The sequence below is a fragment of the Gimesia sp. genome (assembly GCF_048262075.1).
Taxonomy (GTDB): domain Bacteria; phylum Planctomycetota; class Planctomycetia; order Planctomycetales; family Planctomycetaceae; genus Gimesia.
The window spans coordinates 24,439-44,610 of sequence record NZ_JBLXFK010000004.1 but is presented as its reverse complement, the minus strand read 5'-3'; the positions used below and the strand labels follow the sequence as shown (position 1 = coordinate 44,610).

16 protein-coding genes are annotated in these 20,172 nt (G+C 41.6%); 11 read left to right on the top strand and 5 right to left on the bottom strand.

The genetic code is table 11. The features are described from left to right. The first annotated feature begins 1 nt into the window (after position 1). From ACN0YH_RS09840 to ACN0YH_RS09810, 7 genes are read left to right on the top strand one after another with little or no spacing between them, the layout of a single operon-like run. Positions 2-439, top strand: a complete 438-nt coding sequence (locus ACN0YH_RS09840) for a hypothetical protein (protein ID WP_417379403.1) — start codon at positions 2-4, stop codon at positions 437-439. Next, complete coding sequence (locus ACN0YH_RS09835) at positions 436-1,017, top strand: PulJ/GspJ family protein (protein ID WP_417379402.1); 582 nt, start codon at positions 436-438, stop codon at positions 1,015-1,017. The genes ACN0YH_RS09840 and ACN0YH_RS09835 overlap by 4 nt, the downstream gene beginning before the upstream one ends. A gap of 14 nt (positions 1,018-1,031) precedes the next feature. Beyond that, positions 1,032-1,490 (top strand): hypothetical protein, encoded by a 459-nt coding sequence (locus tag ACN0YH_RS09830; RefSeq protein ID WP_417379401.1) that lies wholly within the window; start codon positions 1,032-1,034, stop codon positions 1,488-1,490. A 42-nt stretch (positions 1,491-1,532) separates the two neighbouring features. Further along, the gene (locus ACN0YH_RS09825; protein ID WP_417379400.1) at positions 1,533-2,441 is read left to right on the top strand and encodes a DUF1559 domain-containing protein; all 909 of its coding nucleotides are present in this window, start codon (positions 1,533-1,535) and stop codon (positions 2,439-2,441) included. Between the two features lie 52 nt (positions 2,442-2,493). Then, the gene (locus tag ACN0YH_RS09820; protein ID WP_417379399.1) at positions 2,494-3,441 is read left to right on the top strand and encodes a DUF1559 domain-containing protein; all 948 of its coding nucleotides are present in this window, start codon (positions 2,494-2,496) and stop codon (positions 3,439-3,441) included. Positions 3,442-3,451: 10 nt separating this feature from the next. Continuing rightward, positions 3,452-5,302 (top strand): hypothetical protein, encoded by a 1,851-nt coding sequence (locus ACN0YH_RS09815; RefSeq protein ID WP_417379398.1) that lies wholly within the window; start codon positions 3,452-3,454, stop codon positions 5,300-5,302. A gap of 34 nt (positions 5,303-5,336) precedes the next feature. After that, positions 5,337-6,908: a hypothetical protein gene (locus ACN0YH_RS09810; RefSeq protein ID WP_417379397.1), complete on the top strand. Its 1,572-nt coding sequence runs from the start codon at positions 5,337-5,339 to the stop codon at positions 6,906-6,908. A 17-nt stretch (positions 6,909-6,925) separates the two neighbouring features. Here the strand turns inward: ACN0YH_RS09810 and ACN0YH_RS09805 are convergent, their stop codons facing one another. Continuing rightward, entirely contained in the window at positions 6,926-7,861 is a 936-nt protein-coding gene (locus tag ACN0YH_RS09805) for an alpha/beta hydrolase (RefSeq protein WP_417379396.1), read from the bottom strand. 278 nt (positions 7,862-8,139) lie between these two features. On the opposite strand from ACN0YH_RS09805, the gene ACN0YH_RS09800 reads away from it, so the two are divergent. Both ACN0YH_RS09800 and ACN0YH_RS09795 read left to right on the top strand, forming a co-directional pair. Next, complete coding sequence (locus ACN0YH_RS09800; protein WP_417379395.1) at positions 8,140-9,249, top strand: protein-glutamate methylesterase/protein-glutamine glutaminase; 1,110 nt, start codon at positions 8,140-8,142, stop codon at positions 9,247-9,249. A gap of 919 nt (positions 9,250-10,168) precedes the next feature. Next, positions 10,169-12,325 carry an ATP-binding protein gene (locus ACN0YH_RS09795; protein ID WP_417379394.1) on the top strand — a complete coding sequence of 719 codons (2,157 nt, stop codon included), beginning with the start codon at positions 10,169-10,171 and terminating at the stop codon, positions 12,323-12,325. Here ACN0YH_RS09795 and ACN0YH_RS09790 read toward each other — a convergent pair whose 3' ends face one another. From ACN0YH_RS09790 to ACN0YH_RS09780, 3 genes are all read right to left on the bottom strand, one after another. Further along, on the bottom strand, positions 12,326-13,306 hold the full coding sequence (locus ACN0YH_RS09790; RefSeq protein WP_417379393.1) for an L-threonylcarbamoyladenylate synthase: 981 nt from the start codon (positions 13,304-13,306) through the stop codon (positions 12,326-12,328). Between the two features lie 196 nt (positions 13,307-13,502). Then, a complete protein-coding gene (locus ACN0YH_RS09785; protein ID WP_417379392.1) occupies positions 13,503-15,479 on the bottom strand; it encodes a S41 family peptidase in 1,977 nt (658 codons plus the stop codon). Between the two features lie 134 nt (positions 15,480-15,613). After that, positions 15,614-15,838 carry a carbon storage regulator gene (locus tag ACN0YH_RS09780; protein ID WP_417379391.1) on the bottom strand — a complete coding sequence of 75 codons (225 nt, stop codon included), beginning with the start codon at positions 15,836-15,838 and terminating at the stop codon, positions 15,614-15,616. A 716-nt stretch (positions 15,839-16,554) separates the two neighbouring features. Between ACN0YH_RS09780 and ACN0YH_RS09775 the strand changes: the two genes are divergently transcribed. Further along, complete coding sequence (locus tag ACN0YH_RS09775; RefSeq protein WP_417379390.1) at positions 16,555-18,204, top strand: hypothetical protein; 1,650 nt, start codon at positions 16,555-16,557, stop codon at positions 18,202-18,204. Between the two features lie 52 nt (positions 18,205-18,256). Further along, positions 18,257-19,210, top strand: a complete 954-nt coding sequence (locus tag ACN0YH_RS09770; protein ID WP_417379389.1) for a hypothetical protein — start codon at positions 18,257-18,259, stop codon at positions 19,208-19,210. Here the strand turns inward: ACN0YH_RS09770 and ACN0YH_RS09765 are convergent. After that, complete coding sequence (locus ACN0YH_RS09765; protein WP_417379388.1) at positions 19,202-19,873, bottom strand: class I SAM-dependent methyltransferase; 672 nt, start codon at positions 19,871-19,873, stop codon at positions 19,202-19,204. The genes ACN0YH_RS09770 and ACN0YH_RS09765 overlap by 9 nt on opposite strands. Between the last annotated feature and the right edge of the window lie 299 nt (positions 19,874-20,172).

The following is a 20,172-nucleotide window of genomic DNA, read 5'->3' as shown; positions in this document are numbered from 1 at the left end:
AATGATCTCAAAACATCATAATAATTCGAAGTGGGAAAAGCGTGCAGGCTTTACCATCTTTGAAGCTTTCATATCACTGATTCTAGTCAGTACCGCTGTTTCCATCGCAGTCCCTACATTACGTGTAGTAAATCTTCAAAGAAAGTCCATCAATGATCAATTTCTGGCAACCACAACACTAGCCAATCTGGCAGAACGATTGAATGCTTCAGAAACGTGGAACAGTCTTACCCCAGAAAAACTGGATTTGTACGAAGAACAGATAACCAAAAGTCTTTCATTAAAAGATCCAATACTCACCATCGACTTGATAGAAAGCCCAAATTCATTTGCCATGAAGCAAGTTCGTATAAGGTTATCATGGCAAAACCCATATGGTGAATTGGTGGATCCCCTATTACTTTCGCTCTGGTTTTATCAGATGGAGAGTATGAAATGAAAATACTAAGAAGTAAACATTGCATAAATCAGCTTACAAGATCGATACCTCATGGCGTTTCCCTGATCGAAATGCTGTTAATGATTTCGCTGATCTCAGTAATTTTTGCTGTTGGAGTAACAATGCTGGCATTTCTGATGCGTGCAGAACTACAAGGGACTGCCCGAATCCAGAAATCATTTAACCTGCAGAGATTGTCGAATCAATTTCGTGAAGACGTCGCAGTTGCCAGAAAAGCTTCAATATCAACAGAAGATAATTCTGAAATACTAAAGCTGAATCTTGATGCCGGTAGTAACATCGTTTACTCAGCAGGTGAAAACAGAAATGGGAGATTCATTATCCGTGAAAAAACGTTTTCTGATCAGTCAATCTCAAGAAACGAATATCAGATTACAGAATTGCGGCTTCAATTTAATATTGAAAATCTTAAACAGCGGCAGATTGCTTCTCTTAAAATAATAATTCCACCCGATGAATCATCTGAAAATGATACGATAAAATTACCATTCAGAAATTTTGATTTTGAGGCCGTGGTCAACCAGAAGCACTCATTCGCTATGCGAGTCGAGCAATAAGCTTGAGGTAAAATATGAAATCAATTAATCAAAACTCTGTATTCTCCCAGAATTCTAAATCAAAGTTTCCACTCCGAAAGGGTGCCGTAGTCATCATCCCGTTAGTTTGTCTTATTCTCACATTGGCTATCATTGGTGAATTATTAAAGCAGACTTCAATTGAACTCAATCAATTAAAAAAATCACAACAGCATTTACAGGCGACCTGGCTTGCTGAGGCTGCGGCACAACGCACAATCAGAAAACTCAATGAAAATATGACTTATTCAGGAGAAACCTGGTTAATATCACCTCAAGAAATAGGAGGCACTTTTTCTGGAGAGGTGGTCATCGAGATTGATAGAGATTCAGAACAAGATCATAGCACCATTCTGATTCGAACTAAAGCAAGCTATCCTGCCAAGGCAGTCGAACGAGTTCGCGTTATTCGTGAATGGCCTGTCCAGTTTTCAAATACAGCAATTGAGAATTAATTCTCCTTCTCACATAAGAGAAACTGAAATGAAGGAACCGTTATGAAACATTGTTTATCACCTAATGTTGATTGTGACCAGAGAAAACGCTGGGGGTTTACCCTGATCGAATTACTGGTAGTAATCGCAATTATTGCCATTTTAATCGCCCTGCTGCTACCGGCGGTTCAGCAGGCACGGGAAGCAGCGCGCAGATCATCCTGTAAAAACAAGCTGTTACAACTCAATGTAGCATTACAAAATTATGAGATGGCTCATAATGTCCTTCCTCCAGGTTCAATTAACCCCACTGGTCCGATCATAAATCAACCGAAGGGGTATCATGTCAGCTGGATTTTACAGATTTTACCTTATCTGGATGAACGAACTGCCTTTAATAAATTTGACTTTAATAAAAGTGTATATGACCCTGTTAACAAAGTAGTCGCCAGTTATCGTATTGCAACATTGCATTGCCCGTCCAACCCGAATCAGGGACACTGTTATGCAGGAGTTCAAAATGATGTTGAAGCACCGATTGGTGTCGAAAACAATGGAGTCTTTTTTCTTAACAGCAGTGTCAGATTCGATAATATTCTGGATGGTTGCTCCAAAACTTTGTTCGTCGGCGAATTTATAGAAGGGAATCAACTAGGATGGGTTTCAGGCACTCGGTCGACTCTCAGAAATGCCGGCAACTTCATTAACTCAGATGATGGAAAAATATTCACAGGACGGGCTGAATTTGAAGAACGCTTCGCTCCAGAAGATGAAACCATCCTTTCTAACAGTTCGAAGACCAATGATGATCCTAAGAACTCCTTTGTAGGTGGTTTTTCGAGCTATCACACAGGTGGTGGACATTTTGGAATTGGTGATGGATCAGTTCGATTTCTGAGTGAGAATATAAACCAGTCTGTCTATGAAGCCCTGGCAAATCGACACGATGGTCAACTCCTCTCAGAGTTTTAGAGCATTACAACGGCACCTGTATTACATTTCTTCCGAAATGAGTAGTTGTAACATGAAATCATTTATTGATAATGCGAAACAACAATCTGGATTTGTCATGATAGAATTACTCACAGTGATTCTGGTCATCGCGGTACTGATTGCACTTTTGTTGCCGGCAGTGCAGCAGGCCCGGGAAGCAGCGCGGGCAACGACCTGCAAAAATAATCTTCAGCAAATCGGTCTGGCCCTGCAAAATTATCAGATGGCACATCGGGTACTCCCATCTGGATCTGTTAACTCAACTGGCCCAATTCTGAATCAGCCAGTTGGATATCATGTAGGATGGTTGATTCAAATATTGCCACAATTAGACGAGAAAACAGCATTCATTAATTATGACTTTCAATACGGTGTTTACGATCTCCAAAATCGCCAAATAGTCAACCATTTCATACCTGGATTTTATTGTCCATCCAATCCAAATGACACCTTCAATTATACAGGCTGTCAGAATGATTCAGAATCACCAATAGATATCAACAATAATGGTATTTTGTTTTTAAACAGCAGTATTCGAGAAGAAGATTTAAAAGATGGTCGCTCACATACGATTTTTATTGGTGAGGCCAGTGACGGCGGTTTTTTAAGCTGGACGTCTGGAACATCTTCAACACTCAGGAATATGGGAAGTAATATTAATTCCAGTACGTCTGCACCGAATCGTATTAGTATAAGATCCAACTATGGTGGTAGAGGTCGTTATTCCTTTGAAGAGAATCACGATTTGGATGGCATGGGTGGATATGAAATAGAATCTTTTTCAGAAGCCTCAGATGAATTTACCACGGAAGATCAATTATCTCTACTGAAGGTAGGGGGATTTTCAAGCTACCATTCTGAAGGCGCCCATTTTTGTCTTGGAGATGGGTCTGTAAAATATATCAGTCAGTTGACCGACACTACAATTCTCAAAAACCTTGCCAACCGACACGACTCGAATCTGCTCGGAGAATATTAGAATTTAAATAATGAATTCCGCTAATTCATACCTGAAATGCTTAATCGGGCTATTGATTTTCGTTGTCGTTAACGAGCAGGTGGCCGAAGCACTTGAAATTCATGAGATACGGTGGGGATTTAATGATCGTCCGACTGGATATCACATTAATCCAGTGACAGTGTTGGTAGAAAATCCTGATCCCGAACCGTTTGAAGGTGAAATTGAATTTCACCAGGAAACATTTCGTGGACAACAGATTGATATTGCCCTTTCAGCAACCACTTATATAGCACCATTTGAAAAAAAATGGATTCAGTATTATCCCTACTTTACTGACTTTAATGGCAACTGGCGAGTAAGCTGGCACCAGGCAGACATACAGCATTCTCAAACTTTCCTTGCCCCTCTACCTGTGCCTGATAAATCGCTTATTCAACTGGTTACTCCGGGTAGCTTGAGCCATGTGATTCCAAGTGTAAAACAGTTTCCGGAGGATCTCTATCCTCCCGTTACAGGTGCTACAGATACATTGCAGGAAGTGATCTTAGATCACATTCCCAAGTGGGAAAAAACAAGACGCGAAGCATTTATGGAATGGATTTACTCCGGGGGAATTTTGCACCTGTTTAATAATTCAAATGGTGATCCACTATTATTTCCTGAAGCATATGATCCCATAAAACGAGATGCTTCTCCTATATATTATGGAAATGGAGTCATCTATTTCCATCAACATAAGTTGAGTGATCTTTCACCGGCAGTGTTACGACAAACCATAAACACAAACAAGCATTATTCAGTCACTCCGAAAAACAGGATGCAGAATAATTATCAAGCATCAGAGACGGATGTCGCATACTCTGCTTCTACATACGGGAATGCATTTGAACAGAACTTTGATGAAGAATTGCTGGCAACCTTAACAGAACTCAGTAAGCCAAAACAAATTTGGTATCTAATATTTCTGCTTTCATTTATTTATTTAATAATTGTCGGACCAGTTTATTATCTGATCACTAAATACTGCAAACATAATCGTACTTTTTATTTGGTCTATGGTTTGAGTACGCTTCTGTTTTGTTTCATATTCCTAATTGTTGGACGATATAGTACGAATCAGACTTCTCAAATTCATTCTCTGATTGTTGCTGAGAGCCTCCCGAATCATAAAACAAATATTTCTGAATGGTCCAGCCTGGGAATTGTATCTGGTGGAAGTTTTAAAATCAGCCATTCCGGCGAATCACATATTTATTCAACGTGTCAGCCCTATTTCAAAGTGAATGGATTTGCCACCAGTGGAACTAATGGACAAATACAGGTTGATATTCCCCCGAATTCTTTTCGAACCTTTTTCCATCGTGCTAGAATTTCAAATTCGTTTCTTGAAACAAATTTAGTCTCATTTCTTGCTAATGAGTCCGGACTGGAAACACTCTCGCTAGTTATCGGTAAAGAATTTCCCAGCCAGATTGAACAGGCTCAGTTTGTATTTGGTTCAAAAATCTATGAACTACAAATGGAAAATCATCAATTGATCTATCGGGGGAAATCCCGAAGGCTTTTCCCTGTACTAACAAAAAACCCACTACTCGATTCAAGATATATCAGACCAAGGGGTTTATTGCCTTTTGTCAGATCAACAGATAAAAAACAAGATTTTGATTTTGAACGGTTTTATCCACTACTTGTGCAGAAGGCACTAAATGTTTCATCAGATCAGATAAATCAGGATATCAGTTGGCCGGATCATCAAGGAAAACTACTCGTATTTGCTAAGATCCCAGACTCATTATTTCCTGAGACACCGTACATCTTCAAGAAAGAGGGTCTGATTTTATATTCACTTGATATTCCATTGTCTGAACATGGCGGCTAAGTACGCTTAATTTACTTGAGGAAACAGGTGAGGCTTGAAAGGTACATTCATTTTTGCCAGCTTTGCACTGAAGAAAGATACGAAAGAGAAAAAGACACACCTGCTTCGTTTTGCCTGTATTGGAATCGTGTTTTGTATTCTCTTTTCTTCCTGGTTAACCAGTTCACGTGTTGGTTCACCTGGTCTGGATTTTTTCTCTAAAATTATCTGGCTCAACTTCTGGCTGGTAACATTGGCTGGAATTGGATTCTTCTCCACGGCAATCACGGAAGAAAAAGAAGAAGAAACGCTGCCTCTCTTAAAGCTGGCCGGCATCAATACTCTTGCACTACTAGCTGGAAAATCCAGTGTGAGAGCATTACGAGTGATTTTGCTTTTAATGGGACAACTACCTTTTTTACTGCTTTCAGTTTCATTAGGAGGAATCACTCCACTACAAATATATGCCACACTGACTGCTATGATTGGTTATATAATTCTGATTTCCAACTTTGCCTTACTCTGTTCTGTCTATGCTAAAAGGTCTGGCGAAGCGATTGCCCTCGTACTTAGTGCACTTTTTTTCTACTTCTTGTTTCCAACTCTTCAATATCATCTCACTATCAATCTTCAAGCACGTGGATACCTCATTTCAACCGATTCATTTTCCATGAGTAGCAGGTATCTATATGAAATCAGTCAAGAACATTCTGTGATTGAACAAATCAAGCACATTCTGACAACAGGATTTTCAGGATCTATTCTGAGCACGCAAGTCATCAGTAATGTTTCACTCGGTATTTTGTTCTTTATTACTGCCTGGTTCGCGTTTGATTTTTGTACTGACAGAACAACTATCAACGAGTCCAGAAGTAGAAAAAAACAAGCGATCAAACGCTTTATGAATTCCCGGCCCGGAACAAATCCATTTGTCTGGAAAGAGTACCTGTTCTCAGGTGGTGGAATGAAAGCAAGTCTACTGAAGCTGGTTCTGTATCCAGCTTTGATTACCATCGTGGTAGGTGGAGGAATATTATTCGATCAATATACCACTTCTAAATCAATTCGGACCTTCACATGGAAGGAATTGGTAAGTGCCTCTCTCTTGTTGCTGTTCATAAGCTTTGTTGTGGAGTGCACAATCTATACTTCACGGATCTTTCGAGAAGAGCGCACTCAAAAAATGATTCCGCTCCTGTCTATTTTGCCAAGTTCACTGTTTCGGATTGCCTATGAGAAAGTGGGTGGAATCTTACTTTCCCTGACACCGGTTAGCCTCACTATCATCCTGGTAATATTAATCGTGCCTGAAAGTATCACTTATCTTACCAGCTCTGGATTGTACTCACTGGTTCCTCTGGTGATCATCCAATTCTGTGTTTTTCTACATCTATTAACATACTATTCTCTAGTGGTGCGTTGGGGAGCACTGGCATTTGCGATTGGCACATTTATCCTAGTGGAATCTTGCGCGACCCCCCTTTTACATGTTTTCTATTTAATGTTCCAAGATACTGTCGGAGAAGCTGGTATTCTGCTGCCTGCATTTTATTTGAGCCTGATTTGCTGCTTCATTCTGCAAATCCTGATAGCGGGGCGCATCCATCAAATTGCTGCAGAAGAATAATATGCTTCACTATAATTTTACATGCGAGAATATCTCTGTTTCATTTTTTGCCCTGCAGCTTGCACCGCCTCAAAAGCACGCTCATATAAATCGGATCGCCTGAAAAAACCATGGATCATGTCTTCATAATTTAAATGTTCCACATGCACGGCAGATTTTCGCAACATTTCAACATACTGAACCGCCTCACTATAAAGTGGGTCATATCCAGCGGTAATTACGAGAGCGTCTGGCATCCCTTCCAGATCTTTACAGCGGAGTGGCGAAGCATAGATTTCCCTACCCGCAGATTCGTCAGGCAGATACTGATCCCAAAACCATTCCATCGCTCGTTTTGTAAGAAAGTAATCAGTTCCAAAACTCTGGTATGATTCTGTATCAAACTGGTAATTTGTGACAGGGTAAACCAGTAACTGAAAAACCAGGCTCAAATATTTCGACTGTCTTGCTTTTAGAGCAACTGCAGTGGCAAGATTCCCACCGGCACTATCACCGCCTACTGCTATTTGATTGCGATCAATGCCTAGCTCTTTTGCATGTACTGAAATCCATTCAGTGGCTGAATAAGCATCCTCAAATGGAACCGGGTAGGTGAACTCCGGAGCCATACGATAATCCACAGAAATCACTTTACAGCCTGCGATGCCGGCTAAATCCTGACATAAGCCATCATAGGCGTCTAATGTACCCATCACCCAGCCTCCACCATGAAAATAAACAAGAACAGGAAATTCTCCCCTTCTTATTACTTCAGGTGGTGTATAGATTCGAATTGGTAGCGCCGTATCATTTACTGGAATTAATCGATCCTCAATGCTACTGGCTGGAATATGTGGATCCGGCGAGGGAGTGAGCGTACTACGAATGAATTCCGGAGTCATTTCTTCGAAAGAAGGTAAGGCTAATTTTGAAACTTCTTCCAGGTATTGGGCTACTTGAGGATGAACCGGCATGGGTATTCCTATACTGAAGTATGCTGACTGAGCAAACCAGCGAACATTAAAATACAGATTGAAAGATCTCTTCCCGACAATCGGATTATAGCGAAGAAAGCAGTTGTTCCAGCACCTGTCACCAAATAGTTTTAAAAAAATGAATGACAATTTCTCGAGCGTGAATTATCTGACCTATCCTATAAAGAGGGATATGGCTGAAACAAGAATAAGCAATTCTACGGTCCCTCTAATAAGCACCAAACCTATTTGAGTTTGTTAAACGCAAGGAAGTTACCATGTCATCTGACCCAATACGCGTTCTCATAGTCGACGATTCAGCTGTAATCAGGGGGTTGATTTCCAGAGCACTTGAACAAGATCCTGAGATTATCGTTGCCGGTACGGCAATGAATGGTGAATGCGCCTTAAGTTGGATGAAGTCTCATCCAGTTGACGTCGTAATTTTGGATGTTGAAATGCCTGTGATGGATGGATTGACGGCATTAAAGGAAATTCAAAAACGATTTACTAACATCCCCGTCATAATGGCGAGTGGCCTAACCTCTAAGGGTGCAGAAACGACTGTTAAAGCGCTTTCTCTTGGTGCTGTCGGATGTGTAGCAAAGCCACAAACTGCCAGTGCCGCGGAAAGCATTCGTGTGCTCTCCCAAGAACTGGTCATGATGATTAAAGGTGTTGGTTCAAAGAGCACAGCACTCAAAAAAACCATATCCGACACTGAAAATAATGTAACGACTCAGAATAAAACAAAGAATCATGAAACAAAGACAAAGACTTTATTCAGTAAAAATATCAAATTCTATAAACAACCGGAAGTCCTTGTTATAGGAACCAGCACTGGTGGTCCTAAAGCACTAGCAGAACTATTACCAAAGATTCCCATCGACTTACCTATCCCGATTCTCATTGTACAACATATGCCCCCAGGATTTACAGAAATCCTGGCCGCACACATTCAAAAAGACAGCGGTCGAACAACCGTCGAAGCCAAACACAATGAACCACTAGAGCCCCTTAAAACGTATGTAGCCCCCGGTGGCAGTCATCTTCTTATTGGCGAAAGAGATGGACAAAAAGTTACACTAATAAATCAAGACCCACCCGAACATTTCTGTAGACCTTCTGTAAATCCACTATTCAGGTCGGCTGCAGAACATTTTGGAAATGCCACACTGGCTGTCATGCTCACTGGTATGGGAGAGGATGGAATCGAAGGCAGTTTCGATATTGCGCGCTCTGGTGGCACGATTATTGCGCAGGACGAAGCATCAAGCGTGGTCTGGGGAATGCCCGCTGCCGTCGTTGGTTCTGGACTGGCCGATAAAGTTCTGCCACTCAACGAAATAGCAACTGAAATCAGATCTCATTGCCTTGTGCGCGCCTGAATATAAATTGCATATTTTGTCAGCTTGTCTTCTGCGAGTTCCACAACCAAAACATCGTCATAATCGTCAACTCCGTACTGATCCGAGAATCATTGACAATCGATTTAAAAGTCGATTTTCTATTTCTTGTGGGGATTACCTCAAGAACAGTACGATAACTTATACTGACCTGATAACAACTTTATCTAGTGAAGTGCTAGCTGGAATTTATCAGATACACGACTAAGTTACCTCTCAAGAGCAAGCAACTTTGAATCTATCTGGTTGAAATTGAGGCCGATACGATCTGTTTCCTGTATTTTTATTTTGCCGAATAATTTGTCTGGATTCTGATCACAACAGTATTTCAATTAGAAAACCAGATTTTTGTTGACCGCCAGTATCGTTCACCCCCCTCTGAACGGTGCTGGCGTTTTTTTTCATTGAGAACTCGTCTGCAAATCAATCCCCCTATCTACATCTGATTCAATTCCTGGCTGTTACGATCACTTCAATCTGCAAGTATCATATTTTCCCAAATCATATTCCATATTTTCGTGATGATTTAGATATCTTAAATCATCACGTTTTTTTTTAGCATAAAGTTTTAAGGAGGTTTTTGCCTCTACCTGGTATGCAGAAGACTTTTCTGCAGACAATTTGTCTGATTGAAAATAATCCTGCTTCACTTCTAATTCTGAATCCAAGTCTAGTAATTCATATCTCCAGTAAATTAATGAAAACCTCTACGCCATTTTCCATAGTCGATTCCAAATTGCGAAAATGGTCGATCGCAGATCGTCTCAAATTTGCATTTGGTCTGCTTGTACTGATTCAGGTTGTCAGTGGAATGGTAACCTGGTTCCAGATTTCACTCATAAACCAGGACATATCCCAACTCGTAAATGTAGATGAACCTCTCGAAGAATCCGTTCTCGAAATGGAGATCAAAGCCGGAGAAATCGCCCGCTCAGTTTTAGATTACGTTCGTGACAGAAACCAGAAACATCTCCTAAAACTGACAAATTCTCAAGTTGGATTTACAGATAATTATTTGCGTTATCAGAGACTGGCAAGATCGAATGATGAACTTCTATTAAGAAAAAAGATCGCGTCGCTCTACGAAAAATATAATCAGAGGGCCTCGCAAGTTATTGATCTCACCGATAGACGTGATGCTGCTCTAAATGTTTTTATAAACCAAGTCAGCATTATCAATCAGTTGATAGACCGCGAGCGACTGAAGTCAAATGACGATCAGTCTGATGTTGGAATCAAAAAAGCGGAAGCGACTTATAATATGGAAAAGTACCTGAATATCGCTTTCGGCTTAATCGAAGAATATATAGTAAATCGGAATCAAACATTACTTTCACGTATATTTGACGCGGAAGAGAAATTTAAAAAGTTTGAAGGTCAATATCTGGATATTATTTCGAATCGTGGAGAGCTTAAGAGGTTAAAGATTATTGAGAATAAATTCACAGAGGCAACTGCTTACGGAAATCAATTAGTCAAGATCACTGATGAAATCGATCAATTATTAAGTACTTTCGAACAGAATCTGGACTCGATTGATGCTTTACTACAGAATCAGGCTCACCCACTGATACATTTTAAAACTGTGAAAACGACTCATCATGCGGATTCATCAATCCAGTCAGCGAAGCTGGTAATCGGAATATTAACATGTTTGGGGACATTTTTTGGCCTGTTATTTGTCTGGATGATCTCGCGTGGGATTGTCTCTCCAATTCTGGAACTCTCAAAGAGTGCAGAACTTATTGCATCAGGTAATGTGGCCCACCGTATCTCTATTGATTCACAAGACGAAATTGGCAAGCTCGCCGAAGCTTTTAATCGCATGGTTGAAGATCTGGTCATTGCACAACAGGATGCTGAAAAAGCAAGTCATATTAAAAGTTCGTTTCTGGCAAACATGAGTCATGAAATACGAACACCAATGACAGCGATTCTGGGTTTTGCGGAAATTATGAGACAGCGCAATATTGACCCAGAGATGAATCGACATATTGATACAATTCAGAAAAACGGTGGGTACCTACTGGAATTGATCAACGATATTCTGGACGTATCCAAAATCGAAGCGGATAAACTGGAAGTAGAAGCCATTCATTGCTCACTGATTGAGTTGCTGGACGATGTAAAAACGTTAATGGAAATTCGAGCAATCGACCGAGGACTTGACCTCTCCGTCAAGATTGATGGACCTGTTCCCCGATGGATTCAGAGCGACCCTGTCAGACTTCGTCAAATTCTGATAAACCTGTTGAGCAATGCAATCAAGTTTACCAGACAAGGTCGGGTACAACTGATTGTCGCAGCATCATCGATTGATCCGAATGAGCCCGTGATCCAATTTGATGTGATTGATTCCGGAATTGGAATGACAAGTGATCAAATCTCGCGTCTATTTCAGCCTTTTGTGCAGGCAGATTCCTCAACTACACGGCAATATGGAGGGACAGGACTGGGCCTGACAATCTGCAAGCGTCTGACCCATATTCTAGGTGGAGAAATATCAGTTAAAAGTGAATATGGTCACGGAACCACTTTCTCAGTGACTGTCAAAACGGGTAGTTGCCAGGAGCAGGAGCTTGTCGACCAAACTACATTTGATACTGAATGCAAAAATACATTTCTTCAAACCACTGAATCTAACTTCACGGAGATGAATTATAACATTCTGCTGGCTGAAGACGGAATCGATAATCAAAAACTGATCCGTTACCTGTTAGAAAAAACTGGCAATACTGTCACAATAGCCGAAAATGGCTTGATTGCTTTCAAAAAAGCACTAGAAGCTTTGGATGCGAACTCACCATACGACGCGATACTGATGGACATGCAGATGCCAGAACTGGATGGATATGCAGCCACGAAACAACTCCGATCACAGGGTTATTTATATCCTGTTATTGCCTTGACCGCTCATACCATGAGTGGTGCCCGTGAAGAGTGTCTGGCAGCAGGCTGTGACAGTTACGCTACAAAACCAATTCAAAAAGATCAATTCTTTGCAACAATTAACCAGTGTATTTTGAGATATCGGAAACAGGAGACCACAAGCTTCTAATTAAGATGCTGCCGCTCTTTCGAGACGATTATTGATTGTTCTTCCCAATCCCAACTCCGGTAGCCTTAAGGCAACTATCTGATCAATTCCAGACACATCTAATTTTCTGAGTGCTGCAAAGAAATTTGCAGCAGCCATATTCAGGTCTCCCGTAGGAGATAATATTTGTTGAGCTGCAAACTCGTAATTTCTGAATTCTGTTTGCTCAAGGGGGTAAAGACTCAAGACCCCAAGTGAGCCTGATGCAGGCAGTTGTTCCAGATGATCAACGATGATCAGTCGAGTACTTGGAGCATAATGCTTTGGCAACATTCCCGGACTGACTGGTGAACTTGATTCGGCATAATCTTCTATTTCTGCCAGCCGAATCTCACCGATACAAGCTTGAATCTCTTCGAGTGAAATTCCCCCAGGCCTGAGTAGAACAGGCACCTCCCCCGTGCACTGAATGACTGTGGATTCTACCCCAACGGTACAAGGTCCACCTTCCAGAATTAGTTTAATTTCGTCGCCGAGCTGCTCAGCGACATCGACAGCTCGGGTTGGGCTGAGACGTCCAAACTTATTTGCACTTGGTGCCGCAATTGGCAGTTGGGTTAATTCCAGTAACTTTCTGGCAACCGGGTGAGCAGGAATACGTAGGGCAACTGAATCCAGTCCGGACGTCACCAGATCGGGAACAACTTTTTTTTTCGGCAACACCAATGTCAATGGGCCTGGCCAGAATGTAGATGCCAGTTTTTCAGCAGTTGATGATAATCCAGTAGTGAGTTCATCCAGCTGTCCAGTGCCCGCAATGTGTACGATTAACGGATCAAAGTGCGGCCTTTGTTTGACAGCAAATATTTGTGCAACGGCTTCCGGATTCAGTGCATTGGCTCCAAGCCCATATACGGTTTCTGTAGCAAAAGCTACCAACTCTCCATCTTGAATCAGGTTGACAGCTGCCTGGATATCTCGCGAAATTTCACACTTCATCATAAAAACTCAAATTTCAGTTACTTAAACCATCGATTTTGAAGGTCTGGTTATTGATAAAAAATACTCTCGCATCTGACTAAGCTCGATACCCGGGCCAACCGGAAAAGCAATCTGCTTTGTATCGAATCCAGTAAAATACGAGAGCTTTTATTTTATCAGGATCAAGATAATACTTGATTCTCCAGAGACCTCAAAATTAGCCTGAAAACTGAAATTGTGCTGGTCGGCCCTGCGGTCTGCCAGACATATTATTTACCAGTTCACCTGGTTTTTGACTTAAAATAGCGCTGACACCAGCCTTCAGGTCCCGGTCAATGGGTCCTATTTCTTCCAGCTCACGTTCGCTCATACTAACGGTTATGTCCGGATTTACTCCAACGCCCGCCATTTCACGACCCGTTGGAGAATAAAACTTGGCTGTGGTTAACCAGAAAGTACCGGCAACAGACTGCAATGGAAAATGAGTCTGTACGGTGCCCTTACCGTAAGTTTTTCTACCAACAACCAACCCTCGTCGATTTTCCTGAATAGCAGCAGCAAATATTTCACTGGCACTTGCACTGTCACCATCAACTAAAACGACAAGTGGCATTTTCCAGGTTTGATCATGTGTAGCTGATTCAATCGTATTATCACTCTGATTCCGTCCCCGTGTTGAAACGATTTTGCCTGACGGAATAAATCGATTTGAAATCGAAATGGCTTCTGTCAGTAGCCCACCAGGATTTCCTCTCAGATCGAATACCAGAGATTTCATTCCCTGTTGATGTAGACTCCATAAAGCTCGATCTAACTCCTGAACGGCACTCTCTCCGAATTTTTCAAGCCGAATAAGTCCTATCTTCTGTTGTGCATCAACCATTTTGACTTCACTGATATTGGTAATTCGAATTGGCTGGCGATTCAGGTTCACTCTGGCGTTTCTATCCCCTCTTCGAACATCAATAGCAACCGAGGAACCTACTGGACCGGTAATCAGATTAGCTACATCGTCCAGAGAAAGACCTGATAGATTTCTCTGATCGACCCCGACGATCACATCGCCTCTTTGCAGTCCCGCTTTTTGTGCTGCTCCTCCATTCAACGTTCTTAGAATAACAGCTCCCTCTTGATGAGTCTTCAACTGAACCCCCACACCTACAACACTATTACCCCCTGCATCCACGCGGGGACCTGAGGAACTTGGTGTAAATTCAAAACGGGAGTGTTTATCAAGAGCTTCCAGAGAACCATATGCAAATTCATAAATCACACACGTTGCCTGCATTCTCAATAGACTTCCTGCGATGTCAGCAGCCTGACGCATTACAGTTACTGAGTCCTGTGCATTTTGAGCAGGATTCTGATTCATCAGCTGCTGCCATCTTTGTTGTGCCATACGAATTTGTTCTGGTGATGCTGCCACTCGATTGGCATTTATGAAATTCTGGTTTTCCACGGCATAAATCAGATTTTGAAGTGATTTTCTGGTTCTAACATCGTAAGAAGGCGGCTGGACATGACGTGAATCGATCATACGGTTCACTTCCAGGTAAAACGAATAAGCTCTTTGAGGATCCAGATTCTGTAAGGTTCCCACTACTGAGTCGCTGGAATATCGTTGTGATATTTTATTTCTCAGTTCCTGGTTTGGGTCAACAGGATATTGTCTGGGGAATTCTGTTTCGTATCGATCTCTGTCATATTGCGGCATACTCCTCTGTTGCAGTTCTCGAATCAGCTCGCGTAATTTTTGACTATCGATATTGCTATCAATATTCTCTCGGCTTTGACGTCTCTGACTGGCATCAAATCGATCTCTGGAGAAAGAGTTGTTTTGCTTTCCAGGACGTCCATAAATTTGAGGTTCTTCTGACAACAACTGCTTCAGTTTGTGTTCATATTCATCGAATCGACTTTCATCTGATACAGGGCGAAATCTTTGATGACGGCGACCGTTTGTATGAGAAGGTGCAAGTGAATCCTGACCATAATTAAAATGGTCACGTTCAAATGAATGGCCAGATTCATTTTGATTGAACTGATTCTGATATGGGTCATATTCTGCAGCGTGAGATAGTGTAGTGCATCCTGACAGAAAAACAGCTGTCAGTAGAATCACCATACTCCACACAAATAGTCGCGCAGAATTGATGGTTTCAGTTTGTGTATAATTAAATTGTGATCGGTTCATGATCCCCTCCGAAATCAACCGCAATGCGGTTATTAAGTCCGGCCTATCAACTTCCTCTATGATGGCTTAACGGATTTTTTAATAGATATATATAACGGCTCACATAATATGCCCCGTTCCACAATTTCAATTTGCTATGCACATTGCGCATTTAAGCCCTGTTTACTTTGAACTGAGCCGACAGACTCTACGGGCTCTGTTTGCTTCTCAGTTTCCAGTAGCTCACCTCGGATCACTCGAATATCACCGGGAGCATCAACACCTATTTTGATAGCTCCTTTACCTGTCTTTAAAATCTTGATTACGATATTGTCACCAATTTGAATCACTTCATCTCGTTTTCGAGTTAATACTAACATTTCAAACTCTCCTGTTATTGTTGATCATCAATATCCATCTCATAAAAGAATCATAGTGATGTCACACGATTATTGTTTAAGTGGCTGTTTAGAAACTATAGCATTCAGCGTGCCAAACAATTTCCACATACCAAACGACCACCTTATCTCTATAATATTATTACACTTATAGTTTTCTATCTATTTAAGCCAATGATACGAACCCAAGCGTAAGAGTGTAACATTGACAACATACAGCTAAACGTCCCCATAATTACAATGGATCAAACCATTCATCGTCCATTTTATGATTACACTAAATTTGGATTCACTCGCGAAATAACCTAAAAATACACCCCACCCAGAAACCTTCACGCCAATCCCCCTAAAGCCCCACATGAAGTTTTATACTGTCGACTACAGTCTCCATTTGAGTCAGGAATCTGAGACCATCAAGAGTAAGGGGGGATTACATCTGAGCATGGTCTTGACGTAATTTCCAAAACCAGTAAACTTCGCCGCCTGATATGCTGGAACAGAGCGATTGGAGTCTCTTTTTTCTAAAGGGCATCTTCCCCGGTAACTTCTGGCACATTTTGTCAAATGTCCATTTTTTGACAGGGCCCATTGTTTCGAGCTTCATTTCATGCTCGGTCTTTACACAACATCGACTAAGTGATCGTCAAGGAAGGCACTTGTTGGTCAAGCCGTAGAATTCACGAGAAAGGATTGTGTGAATGTATTCCCGCTTCCGCCACGCTGTTAGTAATCACAAGATTCGGAAGGACTTTAAGTCCTTTGGTCCCCAGATTATCGTTATTCTTCTAGTATCCGGACTCACGCTAACCTGCTTAAATCAAACCGCCCAGGCACAATCTCCCAATGATGGAAACAGTAAATTAGTCAATGATTTACTTCGCTTGTTAGAGAAATCTGAGCTAGCGACTCGTGATCGGGAATACAAACCTTCTGGTTTAGATCTCCCTCCCACTCCGCAACTGAATGCATCTCGGATCAATATCAATGAGGTTCGCCAGACTCTGGAAGAATTCTCCAAAGACAGCTCCGCGCTTGCTCTCAGCCTGAATCGAGTGATGTATCAGGTTCCCGGAGTCAGAGAGTACATTGCAGATGTCCTCAAAGTAAGAGCTCGTGCTTCAATCCTTGCAGATCGAGTACGTCGAAACAGTGATTTAAATCAAATCGCTGCTGAATATGGTGAGATTGATCAACTCTGGAGAGTTGTCTCTCTTCAATTGGAAAATGTACGCGGACTGGACCGGGAATCTCAGAGCCTGATTGCAAGAATGAATCTGTCAGACCGTAAGCTGGGAGATTTACTTCAGACGGGCCCTCAACTGAAACGAACAGAACTTTTAACTCAAACCTCGGCACTATCAAATGCCCTTGGAATTCTTGTAGAAGATATTGAGATTGAACTTTCGCGTGAACCTCAGAAATTTGAGCTGGTTAGAGCCGGCCAAGAAGTAGAGCAACGCATGATTCAGGTTTCCAACTTGATTATCGATCGCCAAAGCTATGATGCAATCAAACGCGAATACCTGGCTTTTCGTGATTCCTGGAATTCGTTTGCAACCCGTCTGCGTCCCTATCACAATCGGATTTTAAGTCGTGGAATTCAACGAGTCGTTCAACAAGACCGCTCCATTCAAGAATTGCTGTGGTTACCTCAAGATGGAGCGAATATGCAGGAAATCGCTCACTTGACAGAAGCGCTCAAACGTGATGTTGATGAATTTTATCGCAGAGCGACTCTGCGGTTGTTAATCAGCCTGCCACCAGCAAATTATATTGCGACTTCCGACGAATTTTATGGAACCGTCGAAAACCTGATTGATACGGTCAACCATAATGAATCCACGAACAACCTGATTACCTCTTTCTCTTATATTGAACAATCATGGAAAGACTTCTCAGCCATGTTCCACACGGTTGAAAGCCCGGCTGCTCTTCAACTGCTGGACAAGGTTGATAATTCAATCAATGCGTTGCGGGTTTCCCTGCGAATCGAACAGCCTTCTGAAAGTATTGATCTGGCGAAGCTCGTTGTTTCCCTGGAAACTCAGAGTACTCAGCTCTCTGTGATTGCAGAGCAGTGGCTGTCAACGGAGTCTCCTTCTTTCAGACAATCTACTCAGAATTCCATTCGTGACTTCTCTAACACAGCCCATGAACTACATCGGCTCATTCTGATGCGGCCAACACCGACAGCGCTGGTCCGAACAAAAAGTTCAGAATTATTTGAAAGCTGGTTCCAGGTTCACGACAAAATTTCGCGATGCGAAACTCGTGAAAAATACCAACTCCAGGAAACAGCAGTTCGTATTACACAGATGCTGATGGATCTGCGTTACGCAACGAAGTAACAACTAATCAACCGCTTACTTACAAGGCCCTTCTTTCTGGAGGGCCTTGTGCATGCGCAGAGCTTTACAGTTCATAAAAGATCATTATGATTATATTCTATTTTGTGGATCGGACTCTCACCTCTCAGAACAATCTCATGCGAGAGAACTCTATTTTAGTATGAATGTCACAAATTCTTCTGGAGATTCGTCCTTCAATGATCACCAATCAAATTCCACCAATCAGAATGAATCCGATTGGATAGAATATCTCTTCGCTTATTTTGAATCATTGCAGCGCTTAATTCGCATTCCGATAATGTGTCCTCAGTTAGATCGCCAACACATTATCAGGAAACGAAGCACACTGTTTCTTCCAACCGCTGGTATCACTTTAGCAATTCTGCTTACGGGTCTGTTAATCATCGTCCAGTTTTTTTGGCCATTATACATAGCCATTCTCATAGTGGGCTCTCTGGAATTGCTTTGCCTGCGCACATTCACTCCTGAGGCAATCCCACAAAGTCGCGACTTAATTCTCCCTACATCTTCAGCAGGATCATCCAGCAATATTTTTGTTCTGAGCATTATATTAACACTGCTGAGGATGGGACTTCTTTATCATCTACTTGCTGACTCTGCCACACTCCTGGAACCCTGCATCTTGATTATGATCTCCATCACATTGGGAGTATGGTTTATTCCCTTCTCTATCTGCTTTGTGGAAGCACATGATGAATCAGCTAGATGGGCAAACCCAAAAACTCCATTAACAACACAACAGCTAGGTTATGCCAGTTTAATTTTAATTCCACTGCTTCTTACAGGAACCTGGTTTTCTCCAGGACGTTTTGCACCAGGTTTGTTTGCAGCCGCACTATTAATGTACTGGATCATTCGAAAGTTAGAAGACTATCATATTGTAATTTCCGATGTTCACATAGAAGGCATCTCTTCACTATTTCAGATCATCTTTCTACTGATATGCACCATAGACTTCTCATTTCTAAAAGTACTATCAGAATAATTCAGAATCACTGACCACTTTATTTTTTCGTTGCCTTAATTCAGCACGCATCAATCCGTTATCAAATTCCGTGGACCCTTTAATCTGAAAACCATTTCGATCAAGCAGTGTTGAAGGATCTGTTAAACTCATTGTTTCAATACCAGCAGCTAATTTGAAGAATAGATACATTGTTTTCACCCACACGATTGCGCGACACCGCTGAAATCGATTTCCAGAAACCTGAAAATCTGCATATAACCAATGAGCATCTTGAGTACAGGAAGAGGCAATCTTTGAAACCACCTTGTCCAGGGTTGTTTCATTGAAAACGTCCAAAAAGAAATTAGTTACTATCAAATCATAATTTTGATCTGGCATTCCATCGAGAGATAAATCTAGATGGTAATATTCGATTCTCGCCAACCCTGGAAAATCGTGCGATTGTATTTTTTTTTGAGCAAGATTTAACATCTGCGTACTAGAATCAATGTAATGAATTTCTTCACAATTACAGTGACAGAGAAATTGAATCAGAAAGTTTCCATTACCTTCTCCAATCAGAGCAGCTTTTTTGATCGCAGGTAGCTCGGAGAGAAACGCAGTTCTACAGAGCTGCATCTGATCCCGGAAAACAATTTTTTCCAATCGCCCAAACCAGGGGGCAATTCGATTAAAATTCATATCCGGAAGCTCAGAAAAATACACGGTGTGAGTAATGCACAGTCTGCTAATACTGGTTTAAGCCGAAAATTTATCGAACTCTGATCAAGTATCAATAAAATCAAACTGCTTGAGAGCATCGATAATTCAAACGTTGGTAGAGGATTCATCGGGATCACGCAACCAAAGATGATTATCTGGAATATGAGGAAGCCAGCCAGCAAATAAGGAACTTGAAATATTTGATCGGGATGCCTTGTAAAGAAAGAGACCTCCCCTGCCTGTCGGTCAGATTGATATTCCCAGCGGGATATACAAAG